Genomic DNA, 19,269 nt, shown 5'->3' on the forward strand with positions numbered 1-19,269 from the left:
CCGCGCACTAGGCTCCGCCCATGTCCAACCAGCTCTGGCTGCTGCGGCACGGCGAGGCGGAGCCTCATGACGCGCGACCCGACGCCGATCGCCGCCTCACCGAGCGCGGCGAGGAGCAGGCCCGGACCGCGGGGCGGGCGCTCGCGGCGCTGCAGCTGACGTTCCAGGCGGTGTACACGAGCCCGAAGGTCCGGGCGCGCGACACCGCGCTGCTGGCCTGCGAGGCGCTGGGCGAGGAGCCGATCGTCACGCCGGTCCTGGCCGAGGACTTCGACGTCCCCGACGCCCGCGACCTGCTGCTCGGCGTCGAGCCCGACGGGCGGATCCTCGTGATCGGCCACAACCCGGACTTCGCGCAGGTCGTCTACGACCTCACGGGCGGGCGGGTCGACTTCAAGAAGGGCGGCGTCGCGGGCGTGCGCCTGGACGGGACGGGCGGCGAGCTGATCGCGCTGCTGCGCCCGCGCGAGCTGGACCGCATCGACGCCTGAAAATGGGGCACGTGCACCCGTTTTCCGGGGTTGAGACCTACCTCATCGGTGCGTTGATCGGGGGTGGGTGGTGCGCGTATGTTGCGTCGTGCAACTCGGCTTATGCTCGACTCCGCGGACGTCACCCCACTGGACGGTCGCGTCGCACGATCCCGACGGACGCGCGCCGCGATCGTCGAGGCGCTCGTCAGCCTCCTCGAGGAAGGCACCCCGCAGCCCACGGTCGAGGAGATCGCGGTCCGCGCCTCCGTCGCCCCGCGCACGGTCTTCCAGCACTACGCCGACCGCGAGGCGCTGTTCGCCGCGGTCTCGGCCTACCGCGAGGCGCACCTGCAGGCGCTCATGGGCGCGATCGACCCCGCGTCGCCGCTGGCGCAGCGCATCGACGAGATCGTCGCCCAGCGGGCTCGCGTCTTCGAGTGGATCGCGGCGGTCCGCCGCGGCGCGCTGCTGATGGAGCCGTTCAGCGAGAGCGTGCACGCGTCGCTGGAGGGCTTCCGGCAGGCCAAGCGCGCCGAGCTGCAGCGCGTCTTCGCGAGCGAGATCGCGGCGCGGCCGGCCGGCGAGCGCGACGCGCTGATCGCGGCGCTCGGCGTCGCCGGGTGCTGGTCGTCGTGGGACGCGCTGCGCGTCCAGCAGCAGCTGAGCGTCGAGGAGGCCTCGGCCGCCCTGCGGCTGACGCTGCGGGCGCTGCTCGCCGCCTGCTGAGCGCGACGCGGCACACTGGAGCGCATGGATCGCGTGCGCGTCCGAGCGCCGGAGCTCGAAGGAGAGGGTGGCTGGATCGGGGTCGAGGACCTGTCGCTGGCGCAGCTGCGCGGCAAGGTCGTGCTGTTGGACTTCTGGACGCTGGCGTGCGCGAACTGCCAGCGCGTGGTCGAGGAGCTGCGGGGGCTGGAGCGGCGGTTCGCCGACGTGCTCGCCGTCGTCGGCGTGCACTCGCCGAAGTTCCCGCACGAGCACGAGCACGCCGCGGTCCGGGCGGCCGTCGCGCGGCACCGGATCGAGCATCCGGTCCTCGACGACCCGGCGCTGACGACGTGGGACGCCTACGCGGTCAAGGCGTGGCCGACGCTCGTGCTCGTCGACGCCGAGGGAAGGGTCGCACTGACGGTCAGCGGCGAGGGGCACGCCGTCGAGCTGGCCGGGGCGATCGAGCGGCTGGTTGCCGAGGCCGACGCGGCGGGCACGCTGCGGCGCGGGCCGCTGGAGCTCGACGCGGCGATCGACGCGCAGGGCACCGGCGAGCTGGCGTTCCCGGGCAAGGTCGCGCTGGAGGACGGCGCGACGCGCGCGCCGCGGATCGCGATCGCCGACACCGGTCACGACCGCGTCCTGATCTGCTCGCTGGGCGGGGAGGTCGAGCTCGAGCTCGACGGGCTCTACCAGCCCCAGGGCGTGCGCTTCGACGGCGTCGGCGACACGGCGGCGCTGCTGGTCTGCGAGACCGGCGCCGACCGCGTCTGGCGGGTCCCGCTCGACGGCCGCTCGCCACGCGAGCTGATCACCGACCGGCTGAAGTCGCCCTGGGACGTCGTCGTCTGGCACGGCCACGCCGTGATCGCCGAGGCGGGCCGCCACCGCCTCTGGGCCGTCGACCGCGCGGGCGAGCTGCAGGTGCTCGCGGGCACGGGCGCCGAGGCGCTCGTCGACGGGCCGGGCCTGGAGGCCGTGCTCGCCCAGCCCAGCGCGATGGCGCTGACCGCCGAGGGCGACCTCGCGTTCCTCGACGCGGAGGCCAGCGCGCTGCGGGTCGTGCGCTCCGGGACGTTCGCCGTCGAGACGCTGGCCGGCGCGGGCCTGTTCGCGTGGGGCGACGACGACGGCGACGGCGAGCGCGCGCGGCTCCAGCATCCCCTCGGGCTGTCGCTCGGCCGCGGCGGCGAGCTGTACGTCGCCGACACCTTCAACGACCTGATCCGGGTCTGGCGCGGCTCGCACCTGTGGACCGTGCCGGTCGAGGGCTTCGCCGAGCCCGGCGGGATCGCGGCGCTGCCCGACGGGCGGCTGCTGGTCGCCGACACCGGCAACCACCGAGTTGTCCGTGTCGATCCGCTGCGCGCCCGCGCGGTCACGCTCGACGTGGGCCGGCCGGCGTCGTCGGACGAGGCCGACGCGATGCCCGCGTCGGTCGCGGGCACGATCGTGCAGCCCGCGGGCTCGGCCGTCGCGGTCTCGCTCGCCCTCGACCCCGGCGACGACGACCTCGACCCGGCGGGCGGGCCGCCGATCCGCGTGCGCGCGCACGCCGACGTCCCCGGGCTGCTGCGGGAGCCGACGACGTGGACGGCGGGCGCGCTGCCCGTCGAGGTCGAGCTGGCGCTGGGCGAGGGCTCGGGCCGCATCACCGTCGAGGTGCTCGCCGCCACGTGCGGCCCGGACGCCTGCCGCCTGCGCCGCACGCAGCGCGCCTACGACGTGTTGTTGACCTAACCGCGTCACAGCAGCGACCACCGCGCTCGCCGCCCCGGCCGTGGCCGGCGCCGGCGACGTCGTCCAGGTATCGCTCGGCCCGACGGCGCAGCACCTGGTGCCGCACCCGATCGCCCGCTATGACCGGACGTTCACGCTGACGCCGAACACGACGCGGACGTTCACGATGCTGGCCGACGATCTCGGCAGCGAGCCGGGCATCTACCCTGAGGGCACCCATGCCCGAGCTTCCCGAGGTCGAGATCACCGCGCGTCGCCTGGGCGAGGCGCTGGCCGGGGCGACGATCGCGACGACGCTGGCGCCCGGCATCAACGCGCTGAAGACGTTCGACCCGCCGCTGCACGCGCTCGACGGCCGCCAGATCGAGGCCGTGCGGCGGATCGGCAAGCACCTGGTCGTCGACGTCTCCGGCGACCTGCACGTCCTGTGCCACCTGATGAGCGCCGGCCGGTTGCAGTTGTATGACAAGCGCGCGTCGCTGCGCGACCGCACGTCGCGCCTGCTGATCCGGGTCGACGGCGGCAACGGCGAGCGCGAGCTGCGCCTGCGCGAGTTCGGGACCAAACAGGCGGCGTGGGTGAAGGTCCTGACGCCGGAGGGGCTGGCCACCGACGACGCGATCGCGACGCTCGGCCCGGAGGCGTGGCCCGATCCGCCGAAGGACCTCGCGGCGCTGCTCAAGCCCGTCGGCGCCCGGCCGCTGCAGGCCGCGCTGCGCGACCAGCGCGTCATCACCGGCATCGGCCGCTCGTGGGTCGACGAGATCCTGTGGACGGCGAAGCTCTCGCCGTTCAAGCGCGCCAACGAGCTGGACGCCGACGAGGCCGCGACGCTGCGCGCCGCGATCCTGGAGCGGCTCGGCGGGGCGATCGCCCACTACGAGGACGTCGTCCACCTGCCGATCCCCGACAAGCTGCCGCTGCCGCTCCAGGTCCACCGCCACCACGGTGAGCCGTGCCCGCGTTGCGGCACGACGATCGAGGCGGTGCACTACGAGGACTACGTGCTCTGCTACTGCCCCGAGGAGCAGACCGGCGGCCGCGTGCTGAAGGACCGCCGGCTGTCGCGGTTGTTGAAGTAGTCGCCCACGCCCCGGGTATCGGGGGCGTCCCGCTAGGTGGCGTCGAGGGGCGGGTAGCGCCGCGGCGGGCCGCCGGCTCGGGCAGGACGACGAGCGTGCCGAGCGTCTCGCCGTCGATCGTGAACGTGGCGTGGCCGGCGAGCACGATGTAGACCTCCTCGTGGCCGCCGGAGCCCGAGCCGAGCTCGTCGTGGGTCTCCACGACGTCCTCGCCGGCGTCGGCCACGTAGGCGTTGATGCCGAACGCGTGGATGCCGAGCGTCCGGCGTACGGGCTTCCAGCGCAGGGCGCCGCCCACCACGGGGATCTCGTCGATGGCGTCGATGGTCGTCGTGCGGAAGCGAGCGGTCACGGGCCTATCATGAACGTCATGGGCAAGATCAAGGAAGGGACGCCGGCGCCGGACTTCGAGCTTCCCGACCAGCACGGGGAGCCGGTGCGGCTGTCCAGCTTCCGCGGCCAGAAGGTCGTGTTGTACTTCTACCCGAAGGCCAACACGCCGGGCTGTACGACGCAGGCCTGCGGGATCCGCGACCACCACCAGGACTTCACCGACATCGGCGCGGTCGTCCTCGGCGTCTCGCCCGATCCGGTCAAGGCCGTCAAGAAGTTCTCCGAGAAGCAGCACCTCAACTTCGAGCTGCTGGCCGACGAGGACCACGAGGTCTGCGAGGCCTACGGCGTCTGGGTCGAGAAGTCGATGTACGGCAAGACCTACTGGGGCGCCAAGCGCGCCACGTTCATCATCGACGCCGACGGCGTCGTCCGCCGCGCCTTCAAGGCCAACCCGGAGACGCACGACGCCGACGTGCTCGAAGCGCTCAACGAGCTGGCGACCGCCGCCTAGATCCGCCGTTGGCGTGCGAGGATGCACGCATGTCTCGCCGCGAAGAGCTCGAAGCCCTCAGCTCCAAGGAGCTGCACGACCGCGCCGTGCGGCGTGCGCAGAAGCACCTCGACGTCAAGTTCCTGTGGAACCTGATGAAGCTGGTCCCGGCCGCCGAGGCCGGTGCGGGCCAGGAGGACCAGGCCGACTACGACGTCCAGCACTGGTCCGGCCTGGTGGCCGACACGTTCCGCGACGACGACGGGCCGCTCTCCGACGCGCTGCGCCCGGTCTACCTCGAGTACCTCGAGAAGCACACCGACGGCTAGGTCGCGCCGCCGGAGCGTGTCCGCGCACGCCAACACCCCTCAGGAATCCACCATCCATGCCGACCATCCGAAAAGACGACCCGTGACGACCGCACGCGACAAGGAACAGGGACTCTCCGCATGACGACGCAGGTGGCCGAGCGATACCGGCTGGTGACGCGCTCCGACTTCGACGGCTTGGTGTGCGCCGCGCTCCTGAAGGAGCTCGGCATCCTCGACGACATCCTGTTCGTCCACCCGAAGGACATGCAGGACGGCAAGGTCGAGCTGACCGACCGCGACATCACCACCAACCTGCCTTACGTCGCCGGCGTGCACCTGAGCTTCGACCACCACGACTCGGAGACGATCCGGGTCGAGGACTCGCCCGAGAACCACGTCATCGTCGCCGGCGCCAAGTCCGCCGCGCGCGTCGTGTACGACTACTTCGGCGGTGCCGACGTCTTCAAGGCCGTCGGCGAGGACATCATGTCCGCCGTCGACAAGGCCGACGCGGCCGACTTCACCCGCGAGGACATCCTCGAGCCCCAGGGCTGGGACTACATCTCGTTCCTGATGGACCCGCGCACCGGTCTCGGCCGCTTCCGCGAGTTCCGCATCTCCAACTACCAGCTGATGATGCAGCTGATCGACGACATCACCACGAAGTCGATCGAGGAGATCCTCCAGACCCCGGACGTCGCCGAGCGCGTCGAGCTCTACCGCCAGCACGCCGACGCCGCGATCGACCAGGTCGCCCGCTGCGGCACGCAGCACGGCAACCTCGTCGTCCTCGACTTCCGCGACGAGGACGTCATCTTCGCGACCAACCGCTTCACGGTCTACGCGCTGTGGCCCCAGTGCAACATCTCGATCCACATCCTGTGGGGCCTGCGCCAGCAGAACACGGTCTTCGCCACGGGCAAGTCGATCCTCGACCGCTCCTCGCGGACCGACATCGGCGAGCTGATGCTCTCCTACGGCGGCGGCGGCCACTCCGCGGCCGGCACCTGCCAGGTCGCCAACGAGGACGCCGTCCGCGTCCTCGGCGAGCTGATCGCCACGATCAACGCCGACGGCTAGGTCGTTCCTGACTAAAGTCCGAGGGCGGCATGGCCGTCCGTCCGGTCCACGAGCAGGACATCGACACGCTGGCGGGTGCGCTGACCCGCGCGTTCCACGACGATCCGGTCACGCGGTGGGTCTACGCGGGCGAGCCGAAGCGGCCGCAGTGGTCGGGGCGGTTCTTCGCCTGGCAGCTGGAGCGGCTGATGCCGCAGGACGTGTCGTGGACGACCGACGACGGCGCGGGCGGCGCGGCGCTGTGGGCGCTGCCCAACCGCTGGCGCGAGTCGGGACGGGAGACGCTGTCGCTGCTGCGCCTCACGCTGCCCGGCGTGCTCCCGCGCCTGCCGCGGGTCATGCGCGGCCTCGGCCAGGTCGAGCTGCGCCATCCCTCCGAGCGCCACCTCTACCTCGCGGTGCTCGGCGTCGACCCGGAGCGCCAGGGCCAGGGCGTCGGCTCACAGCTCATCCGGCCCGGCCTGGACCTCTGCGACCGCGAGCGCCTGCCCGCCTACCTGGAGACCGGCAAGGAGGCCAACGTCGCCTTCTACGGCCGCCACGGCTTCGCCGTCGTCGACCGCATCGACCTGCCCAAGGGGCCGCCGGTGTGGTTCCTGTGGCGTGAGCCGACCTCGTAGCTTGTAGCCCGTGACCCCTGCCATCCCCGCCGCCGTCGTGTTCGACAACGACGGCCTCCTGCTCGACACCGAAGAGGCCTGGACCCGGGCCGAGACCGAGCTCTTCCGCCGCCACGGCTCGACCTTCACCTACGAGCACAAGCGCGACCTGATCGGCTCGTCGCACGCGATCGCGGCCGGCAAGTTGGAGGTCATGCTCGGCCAGCCGGGCGGCGGCGTGGCGCTGATGGACGAGCTCCACGCGCTGGTCATGCTGGAGGCCGCGCAGGACGTCGAGCCGCGGCCCGGCGCCGTCGCGCTGGTCGACGCGCTCAACGCGGCCGGGATCCCAGTCGCGGTCGCCTCCAACTCCCAGCGCGCGTTCCTGGACCTCGTGCTCGGTGCCGCGGGCGTCGCGGACAAGTTCGGCGTCACGGTCGCCGGCGACGAGGTCCCGAACCCCAAGCCGTGGCCGGACATCTACCTCGAGGCGTGCCGCCGCCTCGGCGCCGACCCCGCGGACTCCGTCGGCCTCGAGGACTCGCCCACGGGCGCGCAGGCCGCCAAGGCCGCCGGCCTGACCGTGATCGGCGTGCCCTACCTGCCGGACATCGAGATCGGACCGGCCGACATCGTCGCCGCGTCGCTGGCCGACGCCGTCGTCCTCGAGGCCGTCGGCCTCGTACCCTCGCGAGGGTGAAGGGCACGCCCCGCTCGATCGTTGCCGCGATGATCGGGGCCGTACCCTCGGAGTGGTGAGCGCTGCCGTGGCCGCCATGATCTTCGCCGGCGTCGGCGGCTTCTTCGACGCGGCCGGCCAGTTCTTCAGCAACCTCGCCGACATCCGCTGGGGCGCCCTCGTGCTCGGGCTGCTCTGCTTCGGCACCTACCTCACGATCCGCTCGCGCGCCTTCTACAACGTGCTGCGCGCCGCGTACCCGACCGAGCAGATCGAGTTCAAGCGGATCTGGGGCGCGTACATCGCGGCGTACGGCTTCAACAACGTCGTGCCGGCGCGCGGCGGCGACGTCATCAAGCTCTTCCTGGTCAAGACGTCGATCCCGAACTCGACCTACTCCGCGATCGCCGCGGCGTTCTGCGTGGAGTTCGGCTTCGACCTGTCGATGGGCGCGTTCATCCTGCTCTTCGCGTTCACCCAGGGCGTCTTCCCCAAGCCCCCGGACTTCTCGAAGCTGCACGCGTTCGACCTCAGCTTCTTCGCGTCGCACCCGCGCTTCCTGCTGTTCCTGCTCACGGCGATCGCGATCGCCGGGCTGGTGAGCTTCGCGCTGCTGTCGACCAAGGTGAAGGCCTTCTGGGCGCGCGTGCGCCAGGGGTTGACCATCATCTTCGACCGGCCCCGCTACTTCCGCGAGGTGTGGCTGGTGCAGTTCGGCGGCTGGTGCTTCCGCTTCGCCGCGTTCTGGTTCCTGCTCGACGCGTTCCACATCGGCGGCTCGGTCAAGAACGTGCTGCTGGTCCTGGGCGTCAACGCGGTCGCGGCGGTCGTGCCGTTCACCCCGGGCGGCGCCGGCGTCCAGCAGGCGTTCCTGGTCAAGGTCTTCGCCGGCACCGCGGCGGGGGCGACGGTCGCGGCGTACTCCGTCGGCCAGCAGATCGCGATCGCGGCGTTCTCCCTCGCGGTCGGCTTCTTCGCGCTGGTGACCGTCTTCAAGTTCCGCTCCTTCAAGGAGGTCATCGCGGCCGGACGCGAGCACCGCGAGGCCGAGAAGGCACGCAGCCAGGACCCGGTCGGCAGCGGGCTACAGTAGGACGCATGGAAGGCTTTGGTGGACTCTTCGGCGACCCAGACGAGCTCCAGCGCCGCATGGCGGAGTTCGCCGACCAGATGCAGGGTCAGCAGCGCCTCGCGTGGGCCGACAACGCGATCGGCCTCGCGGTGCAGATGACGGTCGCGGCCGTCAACCGCGTCAACATCCAGGGCACGACGGCCGAGCAGGCCGAGCAGATCCGCGCCGTGATGGCGACGGTCTTCCCGGAGGCCGTGACGCTGGTGCGCGAGGCTCGCGCGGGTCTTCAGTAGCGCGCCTGCTCACCCAGCCCCCTGCACCCTCTCGCCGGGTAGGATCCGCGCCGTGGCGCAGCTCTCGTCCTCTCAGCTGATCTGGCGCGGCCGCATCGAGGCCGGGATCCGGATCGTCGCGCCGGCGCTCGACCTCGTGCTCGCCGCCGGCGACCGCGTCTCGCGCGCCGTGGACCGCGAGGAGCCGGAGCTGCTGATGCCCGGCCGCCTCGGCCACGACCACCACCAGCGCTCGTTGACCGATGGCCGCGACTGATCCCGCCGCCGACCTCGAGGTGACGCCCGAGCAGGTCGTCGCCCACGAGGCGCGCCTGCGACCGCGCGTCGGCCTGATCGCGCTCGCCGGCGCGATCTTCACGGTCCTCGCGAACGTCGTCCAGAACACCACGCTCGCCGACGGGCCGAAGGTCACCGAGATCGACGCGCTGCGCGAGGCCGCGGGCGAGCCGATCGGCCGGACCGGCCTCGCGTCCGCGCAGGCGTTGTACCTCAACGACCATGCGGCCGGGCTGCTGCTCTCGATCGTCCTGCAGTCGCTCGTCTACGTCGGGCTCGGCCTCGTCCTGCTGCAACTGCTGCGGATGACGCTGGACCGCGGCGGGCGCGTCGCCCGGCCCACGCGCTACCTGGTCTACATCGGCGCGACGCTGGCGTCGGTCGGCGGCCTGGCCCGGATCATCGGCCTGCTCACCAACGCGTCGGACTTCGCCGCGAGCAAGGACCAGGGCACGCAGGCCGCCCACGACGTCACGACCAGCGGCGGCCTGCTGGTCGGCGGCACGCTCGTCGGCCAGCTCGGGATCTTCGCGATGGCGGCGGCCATCGTCCTGGTCGCGCTCGCCGCCATGCGCGTCGGGCTGCTCACGCGCTTCGTCGGCGTCCTCGGCGCGATCGTCGGCGTGCTGCAGATCCTCGGGCCGCTGTCGCAGGCCTCGTTCATCGTCACCGCGTTCTGGCTGGCCATGATCGGCGCGCTGATGCTCGGGCGCTGGCCGTCCGGGATGCCGCCGGCGTGGGCCGCGGGCGCGGCGGTGCCGTGGCCGAGCCAGCAGGAGATCCGCGAGCAGCGCGAGCACGCGCGAGGCGGCCGGGGCGGGGGCGGCGGCACCGCGAACGGGACGCCGGCCACCGTCACGGGTCCGGTGAGCGACGGGCCGAGCCCGTCCACGGCGGCGCGCAAGAAGCGCAAGCGCCGCGGCTGAGCGCGTCACCGGTTTGACGCCCGTCGTCCCAGCGCGGACAGCGCGCAGGCTTGGCCCGCGCAGCCTTGGGAACCCATCGAGAGCAAGGTTCTGGGTTCCTGAGAGGAGAGTGGGTCATGGAGACCGCGGCGGCCAACGCCCCGCGGTTCACCCGGTCCGACAGCGCCGACGGCCGGGAGACCGTCGCCGCGCAGGACTTGACGTCGGCCTGTACCTGATCGCCTGGGGCATCTTCACGCTGTGCATGTTCGTGGCGTCGCTGCGGACGACGGCGGCGATCGCCACGGTCTTCGCCCTGCTGACGCTGACGTTCTTCGCGCTCGGCATCGGCAACGCGGGCGCGCACGAGAACATCGTGCACCTGGGTGGGGGGATCGGCCTGGCGACGGCGGCAGCCGCGTGGTATGCCTCGTTCGCGGCGGTGACGAACTCGACGTTCAAGCGCACCGTCCTCCCCGTCACAGCCCCTCAGCTAGCAAGGACCGACACCATGGCCGGCACCACGACCGATCTCGAGCGGCAGCTCGCCGACCTCCTCGAGCAGAAGCGCTTCGAGCCGCCGGAGGCGTTCAAGGCCAATGCCTTGATCAAGGACCTCTCGGTGCACGAGGAGGCGGCGAAGGATCCGGTGGCGTGGTGGCGCGAGCAGGCCAACGCGCTGCACTGGTTCGAAGCGCCGCAGGCCACGCTGAACGACGACAACCCGCCGTTCTACAAGTGGTTCGAGGGCGGCAAGGTCAACGCCTCCTACAACTGCCTGGACCGACATGTAGAAGCTGGTCTGGGCGACCGCGTCGCGTTCAAGTGGCGCGGGGAGGAGGGCGAGTCGCGTGACGTCACCTACGGGTGGCTGCTGGAGCAGACGCAGCGGGCGGCCAACGCGCTGAAGGACTCCGGCGTCGAGGCTGGGGACGTCGTCGGGATCTTCCTGCCGATGATCCCGGAGGTCGTCGTCGCGATGCTGGCGTGCGCGCGGATCGGCGCGCCGCACAACGTGGTCTTCGGCGGGTTCAGCGCCGAGTCGGTCAAGGAGCGCATGGAGTTCTCCGAGGCCAAGGCGCTGATCACCGTCGACGGCGCGCGGCGCAAGGGCAAGGCCGCGCCGGTCAAGAAGACGGTCGACGAGGTCGGGATGCCGGTCCAGACCACGTTCGTCGTCAAGCACACCGGGCTCGACGACTGCCCGATGGGCGACGGCGACGTCTGGTGGCACGAGGCGCTGGAGGCGGCGGACGCGGAGTGCCCGGCCGCCGAGCTGGACGCCGAGCATCCGCTGTTCATCCTGTACTCGAGCGGCTCGACGGCCAAGCCGAAGGGCATCCAGCACACGACGGGCGGCTACCTGACGCACGTCGCCTGGACGCACAAGCACGTCTTCGACCTCAAGCCCGAGAGCGACGTGTACTGGTGCAGCGCCGACGTCGGCTGGATCACCGGGCACTCCTACATCGTCTACGGGCCGCTGCTGAACGCGGCGACGTCGGTGATGTACGAGGGCGCGCCCGACTACCCGCACAAGGGCATCTGGTGGGAGCTGGCCGAGAAGACCGAGACCACCATCTTCTACACCGCGCCCACCGCGATCCGCGCGTGCATCAAGTGGGGGACCGAGCACGTCGACAAGGCCGACCTGTCCAAGCTGCGGCTGCTGGGCAGCGTGGGCGAGCCGATCAACCCGAAGGCGTGGCTCTGGTACTGGAAGGTCGTCGGCGGCGGCAACTGCCCGGTCGTCGACACGTGGTGGCAGACCGAGACCGGCGGGATCATGATCACCACCCTGCCGGGCGCCCAGTCGATGAAGCCGGGGATCGCCGGGACGCCGCTGCCGGGCGTCGTGGCCGCCGTCCTCGACGAGGAGGGCAACGAGGTCTCGCGCGACACGCAGGGCTTGTTGTCGTTGTCGAAGCCGTGGCCCGGGATGCTGCGCACGCTCTACGGCGACGACGACCGCTACATCTCGACCTACTGGGACAAGTGGGGCCCGGAGACGTATCTCGTGGGCGACGCGTCCAAGCAGGACGAGGAGGGCTACATCAGCGTCATCGGGCGCGTCGACGACGTGCTCAACGTCAGCGGCCACCGGATGTCGACGGCCGAGATCGAGTCCGCGATCGTCTCGCACGGCAAGGTCGCCGAGGCCGCCGTCATCGGCGCGACCGACGAGGACACGGGCCAGAGCGTCGCCGCGTTCGTCACGCTCGAGGGCGACATCGAAGGCACCGACGAGCTGGTCGCCGAGATCCGCGAGCACGTCGCGGTCCGCATCGGCAAGCTCGCGCGGCCCAAGCGCATCATCTGGGCCGACGACCTCCCGAAGACCCGCTCCGGCAAGATCATGCGCCGGTTGTTGAAGGACATCGCCGAGGGCCGCGAGCTCGGCGACGTCACGACCCTGCGCGACCCGGACGTCATGTCCCAGCTGCAGGGCAAGATCAGGGAGCGCCAGGCCACCGGCGAGGAATGAGGCGACGGCTGCAGGCATGGTGCGGGTTTCGCCCTCCGGGCGAACGCCTGCGACCGAAGGCGAGCCGTCCGGGCGAGCTTTCGGCGTGATCGTCCGCGACGTCATCCTCCGAGACGGATCCGCCCTCCGGCTGCGCTCACCGCGGCCGGAGGACGAGGAGGCGATCCGGGCGTTCTTCGAGGCGCTGACGTTCGAGAGCCGGTACCTGCGCTTCCACGGCGCCGGCCGGTCGGACCTCATCTCGCGCGACTACGCCAACGCGGACGGCGACGCGCGCGTGCCGCTGCTGGCGCACCTGGGCGACCGCGTCGTCGCGGTCGCCGGCTACGACCGGCTCAACGAGCCCGACGCGGCCGAGGTCGCCTTCGCCGTCTCCGAGGACCAGCAGGGCCGCGGGCTGGCGACGAGCATGTTGCAGCAGTTGGCCGACGTCGCCGCGACGCGCGGGATCACGCGGTTCGACGCCGAGGTGATGGGCGAGAACCGGCCGATGCTGCACGTCTTCGGCAACGCCGGCTTCGGCGTGCGGCGCGGCTCGACCGGCGGGATCGTGCACCTCGCGCTGGACCTGCGACCGACCGTGACGCTGGCCGAGCGGATCGACGACCGGACGCACGCGGCGACGGTCGCGTCGCTGCGGGCGCTGCTGTCTCCGGCGTCGATCGCGGTCGTCGGCGCGTCGGCGCGCGAGGGGTCGGTCGGCGGCGCGATCTTCCGCGGCATCGTCGAAGGCGGCTACCGCGGGGTGGCGACGCCGGTGCACCCGGATCGCGGCGTCGTCGGCTCGACGCGCGCGGTGGCGTCGCTGGGGGACCTGGAGGAGCCGGCCGAGCTGGCGGTCGTCGCCGTGGCGGCGGGCGAGGTGCTCGGGGTCGCGCGCGAGGCGGCCGCGGCCGGCGTTCGGGCGTTGTTGGTGGTGTCGACCGGCTTCGCCGACACCGACGAGCCGGAGGGCGTGGCCCGCGAGGAGGCCCTGCTGGCCGAGGTGCGCGCGCACGGGCTGCGGCTGGTCGGGCCCAACGCGCTGGGCGTCGTCAACACGGACCCGTCGCTGCGCCTCCAGGCGCTGATCGGGCGCGTGCCGCTGCGCGCCGGCGGGCTGGGGCTGTCGTCGCAGTCGGGCGCGCTGGGCCTGGCGCTGCTGGGCCACGCGGCCGCACGGCGGATGGGCGTGTCGTCGTTCCTGGCGCTCGGCAACCGCGCCGACGTCTCGACCAACGACGTCTTGGAGCACTTCGCCGACGACGACCGCACGACGGTCGTCGCCTTCTACGTCGAGTCGTTCGGCAACCCGCGGCGGTTCTCGCAGGTGGCGCGGCGCGTGTCGCGCCGGAAGCCGATCCTGGCGGTGAAGGGCTCGCGCCCGCGCGACGACGGCGCCGCGCCCGGCCGGCTGCGGATCGCCAACGCGCTGACCGACGCCGCGCTGACCGAGGCGCTGTTCGCGCAGGCCGGCGTGCTGCGCGTCGAGTCCACGCAGACGCTCTTCGACGCCGCCGAGCTGCTGGAGCGCCAGCCGCTGCCGGCCGGCCGCTGCCTCGGCATCGTGACCAACAGCGGTGGCCTCGGGACCGTCGCCGCCGACGCCGCGGCCGCCCGCGGCCTGTCGCTGGCCAAGGTGGCGGACACGACGCGCGAGCGCCTCGCCGCCGCGCTGCCCCACGCCGACCGGCTCGGCAACCCGATCGACCTCGGCGTCCGCGCCGGCACCGCCGACGAGCGCCTCGCCGTCGAAGCCCTGCTCGACGACGACGGCGTCGACGCCGTCCTGGTCGTCCACGTCGGCCTCGGCGGCGACGACCCGGAGGAGCGCTTGGCCGCCCTGGAGGACGCCGTCGCCGGGGGCGAGGCGAAGAAGCCCGTGGTCGCCTGCGTCGTCGGCGGCGACGGCCGGCTGCCGGAGCGCGAGACGCGGCGCGTGCCCAACTACCGCTTCCCGGAGGCCGCGGTGCGTGCGCTGGCGATCGCGGCCGACCGGCGGGCCTGGCTCGGCCGGCGGCTCGGCCAGAGCCCGGCGCTGGACGGCTTCGACGCGGCCGCGGCCCAGGAGGTCGCGGCGCGGGCGGGCGAGGGCTGGCTCGACGGCGACGGCACGGTCGCGCTGCTGGCCGCCGCCGGCCTGACGCTGGCCGAGCCCGGTGGCGAGGAGACGGCGGTCGCGGTCCTGATCGGCGCGGTCAACGACGCCGAGTTCGGCCCGGTCGTCGGCGTCGCGCCCGGCGGCGGGCTCGGCTGGGCCGGGCCGATCCCGGGCGACGCGGCGTTCCGGCTCGCGCCGCTGACCGACGTCGACGCCGAGGAGCTCGTCGAGCGCCCGCCGGCCGTGCGCGCGGCGCTCGCGGCCGATACCTACGACATGGCGGCGCTGCGCGACGTCATCCTGCGCCTGGGCGCGCTCGCCGACGCGGTCCCGGAGCTGGCCGAGGCCGAGCTCGACCCGGTGCTGGTCTCCGCCGCCGGCGTCACGCTCGGCGGCGCCCGCATCCGGCTCGCCGCGCCGCCGGCGCGCGATCGGGCCAAGACCTGGTGAGTTGCCGTCGCGACGCCGCCTCTGCGAGGCTCGGAGCATGGGTCGCTACGACGAGCTCCGCGAGCAGCACACCTGGAACGTCCCCGAGCGCTACAACATCGCTCAGGACGTCTGCGACAAGCATCCGCGCGACAAGCTCGCGATGGTGTGGGAGCGCTTCGACGGCGAGCGGCGGGACCTGAATTGGGGCGAGCTGCAGGACCTCGCCAACCAGGCGGCGCACGTCCTGCGGGACCATGGGGTCGACTCGGGCGAGCGCGTCGCGGTCGTGCTCCCGCCGACGCCGGAGACGGCCGCGGTCTTCTTCGGCGCCTGGAAGTGCGGCGCGATCCTGCTGTCGATGTCGGTGCTCTACGGCGACGACGGCATCGCGCACCGCCTCGACGACTCGCGGCCGCGCGTCCTGATCACCGACGCGGCCAACGCCGACCGCTTCCGCCGGCACGTCGGGACGACGGTCGGCGAGCTGCTGGTCGTCGACGAGGGCGACGGCCTGCTGACCGGCGCGCCCACCGACCACGTCGCCGCCGACACGTCGGCCGACGACCCCGCCCAGCTCTACTACACGAGCGGCACGACCGGCCTGGCGAAGGGCATCGTCCACGCCCACCGCTACCTGCTCGCCCACGAGGAGTTCCTCTACTGCCACGAGGTGCAGGACGGCGAGCGCTTCCACGGCATGGGCGAGTGGGCGTGGGCCGCGGGCATCGCGCCGCTGCTGGGCCCGTGGCGCCTCGGCGCGGTCCAGGTCGTCCTCCAGCGCGAGGGCGGCTTCGCGCCGGCCCAGCAGCTGGACTTCCTGAGCCGCCACGCCGTCACCAACGTCTTCACGACGCCGACCGCGATGCGCTCGATGATGGCCATCGAGGACGCCGGGACCAAGTACCCCAACACGTTCCGCCGCGTCTGCTCGGCCGGCGAGCCGTTGAACCCCGAGGCGATCCGCTGGTTCCGCGAGCAGTACGGCCTGACCGTCCTCGACTACTACGGGTTGACCGAGTCCTACCCCTTGGTCGCCAACTACCCGTTCCAGGAGGTGCGCGAGGGGTCGATGGGCCTGCCGATGCCCGGCTGGGACGTCCGGATCCTCGACGAGGACGAGAACGAGGTCGCGCGCGGCGAGCGCGGCGAGATCTGCCTGCGCGCGCGGTCCAACCCGCACTACCCGCTCGGGTACTGGAACAACGACGAGGCGGCGCAGGAGGCCTTCGGCGGCGACTGGTTCCACACCAAGGACGCCGCGACCCAGGACGACGACGGCTACGTCTGGTACGCCGGCCGCGCCGACGACGTGATCATCGCCGCCGGCTACCGCATCGGCCCGTTCGAGGTCGAGTCCGCCTGCATCGAGCATCCGGCGGTGCGCGAGGCCGCGGCGGTGGCCTCGCCCGACGAGCGCCGCGGCTCGGTGGTCAAGGCCTTCATCGTGCTCGCCGAGGGTCGCGAGCCGTCCGACGCCCTCGCCGACGAGATCAAGGCCTTCGTCCGCGACCGCCTCTCGGCCTACGCCTACCCGCGCCGCGTCGAGTTCGTGGCCGATCTGCCCAAGACGCTCACAGGCAAGATCCGTCGCATCGAGCTGCGCGAGCGGGAGGCAAAGGCGGCCAAGGCGGGCTAGAGCCCTTCGCGGAAGCCGACGCGCCAGCTCGGCCACCGCGGCTCGAAGCCGAGCACGCGGCGCGCGCGGGCGTTGGACGCGCCGCGCGACGCCGTCATCATCGTCACCGCGACCTCGCCCGCCGCGAGCTTGCCCAGCCAGGCCGGCACGCGGCGCGGCGGCTTGGCGCCGATCGCTTCCGCGAACGCCGGGATCCAGTCCGCGACACGCACCGGCTCGTCGTCGACGATCGCGAAGATGCCCTGCGGGCCGCCCGGCTCCAGCGTCGCGACCACGGCGCGCGCCGCGTCGTCGATGTGCGTGAACGACCACACGCCGCCGCCGTCGCCGATGATCGGCAGGCGACGCTTGGCGATCAGGTCGGTGATGTCGCCGCGCGTGCTCATGCTCGTGCCGGGACCGTAGAACCCGCCGTAGCGCAGGACGACGCCCTCGATGCCGTGCGTCGCGCGTGCGTGGGTGACCATGTCCTCCAACTCGCGGATCGCGGCCAGCGACTCGCGCTGCGCCTTCGGCGGATCCGTGTCCAGCGGCGCGTCCTCGTCCTTGACCGCCCCGCCCTCGCGCGCGAACGGCCAGCCCGTGTAGGACTGCACGATGATCCGGCGCGTGCCGGCCGCCCGGCCCGCGTCCAAGAGGTTGCGCAGCCCCTCGGTCCGCAGCCGGTTGGTCGTCGCGAACACGCGGTCGAAGTGCTTCATGTCGGTCGCGCCCGTCAGCGCCGTGAGCTGGTGGACGATCACGTCCGGCTCGGCGCCCCGGACCGCGCCCATGACCGCGTCGAGGTCCAGCGCGTCGGCGACGACCGGCATCGCGCCCAGCTCGCGCAGATGACCGGCCTTGGCCTCCGTCCGCGTCATCGCCACGACCTCGTGGCCCTCGTCGAGCAGCATCGGCACCAGCCGCTGCCCCACCGCACCTGTTGCACCAGCGATAAGGGTTCTCATGGGGCCCTGAGACGAAACAGCCGTTGCGGGCGTGACATGTCACGCCGAGAAGGGCAAGATCGTCTTCGAGCACATGACGGAATCGACGATGCTGACCGACCTCCGCCCGCTGGTGTTCTCGATCGCCTATCGGATGCTCGGCTCGGTGGTGGAGGCGGAGGACATCGCGCAGGAGACGCTGCTGCGGGCGCACCGCGAGCTGGCCGACGGCACGCAGATCGCGTCGCCCAAGGCCTACATGACCGCGATCGCGACGCGGCTGTCGATCGACCACCTGCGCTCGGCGCGCGTGCGCCGCGAGGCCTACGTGGGACCGTGGCTGCCGGAGCCGCTGCTCACGCGCGCGGGCGCGGACCCTAGCGTCGACCTGCCGGCCGACGCCGAGCTGGCCGACGACCTCTCGATGGCGTTCCTGCTCGTGCTCGAGCGCCTGACGCCGGTCGAGCGCGCGGTGTTCCTGCTGCGCGAGGCGTTCGACTACACCTTCGCCGAGATCGCCGAGGTGGTGGACAAGAGCCCGGACAACTGCCGGCAGATCGCCGCGCGGGCGCGCCGGCACGTGATCGCCGAGAAGCCGCGGTTCGAGCCGTCGGCCGCCGCGCGCGAGTCGCTGGCCAAGCGCTTCCTCACCGCCGCCCAGGAGGGCGACATGGAGGGGTTGGTCGCGATGCTCGCCGACGACGCGGTCTTCACCGGCGACGGCGGCGGCAAGGCGACGGCGTTCCCGGCCCCGGTCATCGGCGCCGAGAAGATCGCCCACGCGCTCCGGGCGATCTTCCGGCAGGCGGCGGTCGCCGACGGCATCACGGTCACGCTCACCGAGGTCAACGGCATGCCGGGCTGGATCGCGCGCGAGGGCGACGGCCGCGTGATCGTCGTGATGGCCTTGGACATCCTCGACGACCACGTGCTGGGCGTGCGGTCGATCGTCAACCCCGACAAGCTGGGGCACCTCGGCCCGGTCAGCGATCGGGCCCGGCGCTAGTCGATGATGTAGATCGGGTTGTTCAGGCGCAGCGTCATGCGGGCGTGGCCGCCGTCCAGGTCGCTCTGCTGGTCGCCGACGTCGAGGACGATCGTCGCGCCCTGCTTCTCCAGCGCCTTGCGCGCGGCGAGCTTGAAGGGGGTGATCGTGGCCTTGGTGTCGCTCGCCGGACGGCAGGTGAGCGTGAACGGCTTCTTGATCCCCTGCGCGATCAGGTTCTTCTGGCGCAGGGCGCACGCGGCCTGCGGCGCGCCGGTGATGAACGCGATCGCGACCTTCTCGGCGCGGGCGTGCTTGATGAAGGCCTTGGCGGCGGGGAAGGCCACCGACCTGCTCTGCACGACGCACGTCGCGAGGCCGGACAGGTCGAAGTCCACGGCGTCGAGGCAGTTCCAGTTCGACAGCGTGGTCTCGTCGATGTCGAGGACGACCGTCGGCTTCTTGGGGTGCTTCTTCAGCTGCGTGTCGAGCAGCGTCGTGGCCTTGGCGTAGCGGGCCGTGATGCCCTTCTCGTAGGCGGCCTTGCCGGCGCGCAGCTGGTCGGGCGTGTCGAGCGTGCGGTTGGTCGTGGCGACGGCGGTGCCGGCGGCCGCGAGGACCAGGAGCGCGGCGAGCGCGAGCGCCAGGGAGCGGGACAGCGTGGGGCGGTTCATCGCC

19 protein-coding genes are annotated in these 19,269 nt (G+C 72.4%); 17 read left to right on the top strand and 2 right to left on the bottom strand.

Annotated elements, in window-relative coordinates:
• The first annotated feature begins 20 nt into the window (after nucleotides 1–20).
• The 16 genes from sixA (at nucleotide 21) to DSM104299_RS03570 (ending at nucleotide 16,680) form a co-directional block, all read left to right on the top strand.
• Nucleotides 21–491, top strand: a complete 471-nt coding sequence (sixA, locus tag DSM104299_RS03495; RefSeq protein WP_272475905.1) for a phosphohistidine phosphatase SixA — start codon at nucleotides 21–23, stop codon at nucleotides 489–491.
• A 102-nt stretch (nucleotides 492–593) separates the two neighbouring features.
• Nucleotides 594–1,199 (top strand): TetR/AcrR family transcriptional regulator, encoded by a 606-nt coding sequence (locus tag DSM104299_RS03500; protein WP_272475906.1) that lies wholly within the window; start codon nucleotides 594–596, stop codon nucleotides 1,197–1,199.
• Nucleotides 1,200–1,223: 24 nt separating this feature from the next.
• On the top strand, nucleotides 1,224–2,924 hold the full coding sequence (locus tag DSM104299_RS03505; RefSeq protein WP_272475907.1) for a thioredoxin-like domain-containing protein: 1,701 nt from the start codon (nucleotides 1,224–1,226) through the stop codon (nucleotides 2,922–2,924).
• A 218-nt stretch (nucleotides 2,925–3,142) separates the two neighbouring features.
• Complete coding sequence (locus tag DSM104299_RS03510) at nucleotides 3,143–4,006, top strand: DNA-formamidopyrimidine glycosylase family protein (RefSeq protein WP_272475908.1); 864 nt, start codon at nucleotides 3,143–3,145, stop codon at nucleotides 4,004–4,006.
• Nucleotides 4,007–4,376: 370 nt separating this feature from the next.
• On the top strand, nucleotides 4,377–4,853 hold the full coding sequence (bcp, locus tag DSM104299_RS03515; protein ID WP_272475909.1) for a thioredoxin-dependent thiol peroxidase: 477 nt from the start codon (nucleotides 4,377–4,379) through the stop codon (nucleotides 4,851–4,853).
• A 29-nt stretch (nucleotides 4,854–4,882) separates the two neighbouring features.
• Complete coding sequence (locus DSM104299_RS03520) at nucleotides 4,883–5,161, top strand: hypothetical protein (RefSeq protein ID WP_272475910.1); 279 nt, start codon at nucleotides 4,883–4,885, stop codon at nucleotides 5,159–5,161.
• A gap of 120 nt (nucleotides 5,162–5,281) precedes the next feature.
• Nucleotides 5,282–6,223: a DHH family phosphoesterase gene (locus DSM104299_RS03525; RefSeq protein WP_272475911.1), complete on the top strand. Its 942-nt coding sequence runs from the start codon at nucleotides 5,282–5,284 to the stop codon at nucleotides 6,221–6,223.
• Nucleotides 6,224–6,252: 29 nt separating this feature from the next.
• Complete coding sequence (locus tag DSM104299_RS03530) at nucleotides 6,253–6,843, top strand: GNAT family N-acetyltransferase (protein ID WP_272475912.1); 591 nt, start codon at nucleotides 6,253–6,255, stop codon at nucleotides 6,841–6,843.
• A gap of 10 nt (nucleotides 6,844–6,853) precedes the next feature.
• Nucleotides 6,854–7,522, top strand: a complete 669-nt coding sequence (locus DSM104299_RS03535) for an HAD family hydrolase (RefSeq protein ID WP_272475913.1) — start codon at nucleotides 6,854–6,856, stop codon at nucleotides 7,520–7,522.
• A 55-nt stretch (nucleotides 7,523–7,577) separates the two neighbouring features.
• Nucleotides 7,578–8,594 carry a lysylphosphatidylglycerol synthase transmembrane domain-containing protein gene (locus tag DSM104299_RS03540; protein WP_272475914.1) on the top strand — a complete coding sequence of 339 codons (1,017 nt, stop codon included), beginning with the start codon at nucleotides 7,578–7,580 and terminating at the stop codon, nucleotides 8,592–8,594.
• Nucleotides 8,595–8,599: 5 nt separating this feature from the next.
• Nucleotides 8,600–8,866, top strand: coding sequence for a hypothetical protein (locus tag DSM104299_RS03545; protein WP_272475915.1), 267 nt, complete (start codon nucleotides 8,600–8,602; stop codon nucleotides 8,864–8,866).
• Nucleotides 8,867–8,918: 52 nt separating this feature from the next.
• A complete protein-coding gene (locus DSM104299_RS03550) occupies nucleotides 8,919–9,122 on the top strand; it encodes a hypothetical protein (RefSeq protein WP_272475916.1) in 204 nt (67 codons plus the stop codon).
• Nucleotides 9,109–10,068 carry a hypothetical protein gene (locus DSM104299_RS03555; protein ID WP_272475917.1) on the top strand — a complete coding sequence of 320 codons (960 nt, stop codon included), beginning with the start codon at nucleotides 9,109–9,111 and terminating at the stop codon, nucleotides 10,066–10,068. The genes DSM104299_RS03550 and DSM104299_RS03555 overlap by 14 nt, the downstream gene beginning before the upstream one ends.
• A gap of 244 nt (nucleotides 10,069–10,312) precedes the next feature.
• Nucleotides 10,313–12,532 (top strand): acetate--CoA ligase, encoded by a 2,220-nt coding sequence (acs, locus tag DSM104299_RS03560; RefSeq protein WP_272475918.1) that lies wholly within the window; start codon nucleotides 10,313–10,315, stop codon nucleotides 12,530–12,532.
• An 85-nt stretch (nucleotides 12,533–12,617) separates the two neighbouring features.
• Complete coding sequence (locus DSM104299_RS03565; protein WP_272475919.1) at nucleotides 12,618–15,062, top strand: GNAT family N-acetyltransferase; 2,445 nt, start codon at nucleotides 12,618–12,620, stop codon at nucleotides 15,060–15,062.
• 37 nt (nucleotides 15,063–15,099) lie between these two features.
• Entirely contained in the window at nucleotides 15,100–16,680 is a 1,581-nt protein-coding gene (locus tag DSM104299_RS03570; RefSeq protein ID WP_272475920.1) for an acetate--CoA ligase, read from the top strand.
• Here DSM104299_RS03570 and DSM104299_RS03575 read toward each other — a convergent pair.
• Nucleotides 16,677–17,627, bottom strand: a complete 951-nt coding sequence (locus tag DSM104299_RS03575; RefSeq protein ID WP_272475921.1) for an NAD-dependent epimerase/dehydratase family protein — start codon at nucleotides 17,625–17,627, stop codon at nucleotides 16,677–16,679. The two genes, DSM104299_RS03570 and DSM104299_RS03575, sit on opposite strands and share 4 nt — an antisense overlap.
• 31 nt (nucleotides 17,628–17,658) lie before the next feature.
• Here DSM104299_RS03575 and DSM104299_RS03580 point away from each other — a divergent pair, with 31 nt between their 5' ends.
• Entirely contained in the window at nucleotides 17,659–18,612 is a 954-nt protein-coding gene (locus DSM104299_RS03580; protein ID WP_272475922.1) for an RNA polymerase sigma-70 factor, read from the top strand.
• On the opposite strand, the gene DSM104299_RS03585 is transcribed toward DSM104299_RS03580, so the two are convergent.
• Nucleotides 18,609–19,265, bottom strand: a complete 657-nt coding sequence (locus tag DSM104299_RS03585; RefSeq protein ID WP_272475923.1) for an HAD family acid phosphatase — start codon at nucleotides 19,263–19,265, stop codon at nucleotides 18,609–18,611. The genes DSM104299_RS03580 and DSM104299_RS03585 overlap by 4 nt on opposite strands.
• Nucleotides 19,266–19,269: the final 4 nt, after the last annotated feature.

The sequence above is a fragment of the Baekduia alba genome, from assembly GCF_028416635.1.
Taxonomy (GTDB): Bacteria; Actinomycetota; Thermoleophilia; order Solirubrobacterales; family Solirubrobacteraceae; genus Baekduia; species Baekduia alba.

Bases quoted from the DNA above. Each gene is read 5' to 3' on its own strand.
- sixA (WP_272475905.1), top strand. From the start codon at position 21: ATGTCCAACCAGCTCTGGCTGCTGCGGCACGGCGAGGCGGAGCCTCAT.
- DSM104299_RS03585 (WP_272475923.1), bottom strand. From the start codon at position 19,265: ATGAACCGCCCCACGCTGTCCCGCTCCCTGGCGCTCGCGCTCGCCGCG.
- DSM104299_RS03500 (WP_272475906.1), top strand. From the start codon at position 594: ATGCTCGACTCCGCGGACGTCACCCCACTGGACGGTCGCGTCGCACGA.
- DSM104299_RS03545 (WP_272475915.1), top strand. From the start codon at position 8,600: ATGGAAGGCTTTGGTGGACTCTTCGGCGACCCAGACGAGCTCCAGCGC.
- DSM104299_RS03570 (WP_272475920.1), top strand. From the start codon at position 15,100: ATGGGTCGCTACGACGAGCTCCGCGAGCAGCACACCTGGAACGTCCCC.
- DSM104299_RS03520 (WP_272475910.1), top strand. From the start codon at position 4,883: ATGTCTCGCCGCGAAGAGCTCGAAGCCCTCAGCTCCAAGGAGCTGCAC.
- acs (WP_272475918.1), top strand. From the start codon at position 10,313: ATGTTCGTGGCGTCGCTGCGGACGACGGCGGCGATCGCCACGGTCTTC.
- DSM104299_RS03575 (WP_272475921.1), bottom strand. From the start codon at position 17,627: ATGAGAACCCTTATCGCTGGTGCAACAGGTGCGGTGGGGCAGCGGCTG.
- DSM104299_RS03510 (WP_272475908.1), top strand. From the start codon at position 3,143: ATGCCCGAGCTTCCCGAGGTCGAGATCACCGCGCGTCGCCTGGGCGAG.
- DSM104299_RS03530 (WP_272475912.1), top strand. From the start codon at position 6,253: ATGGCCGTCCGTCCGGTCCACGAGCAGGACATCGACACGCTGGCGGGT.
- DSM104299_RS03525 (WP_272475911.1), top strand. From the start codon at position 5,282: ATGACGACGCAGGTGGCCGAGCGATACCGGCTGGTGACGCGCTCCGAC.
- bcp (WP_272475909.1), top strand. From the start codon at position 4,377: ATGGGCAAGATCAAGGAAGGGACGCCGGCGCCGGACTTCGAGCTTCCC.
- DSM104299_RS03505 (WP_272475907.1), top strand. From the start codon at position 1,224: ATGGATCGCGTGCGCGTCCGAGCGCCGGAGCTCGAAGGAGAGGGTGGC.
- DSM104299_RS03555 (WP_272475917.1), top strand. From the start codon at position 9,109: ATGGCCGCGACTGATCCCGCCGCCGACCTCGAGGTGACGCCCGAGCAG.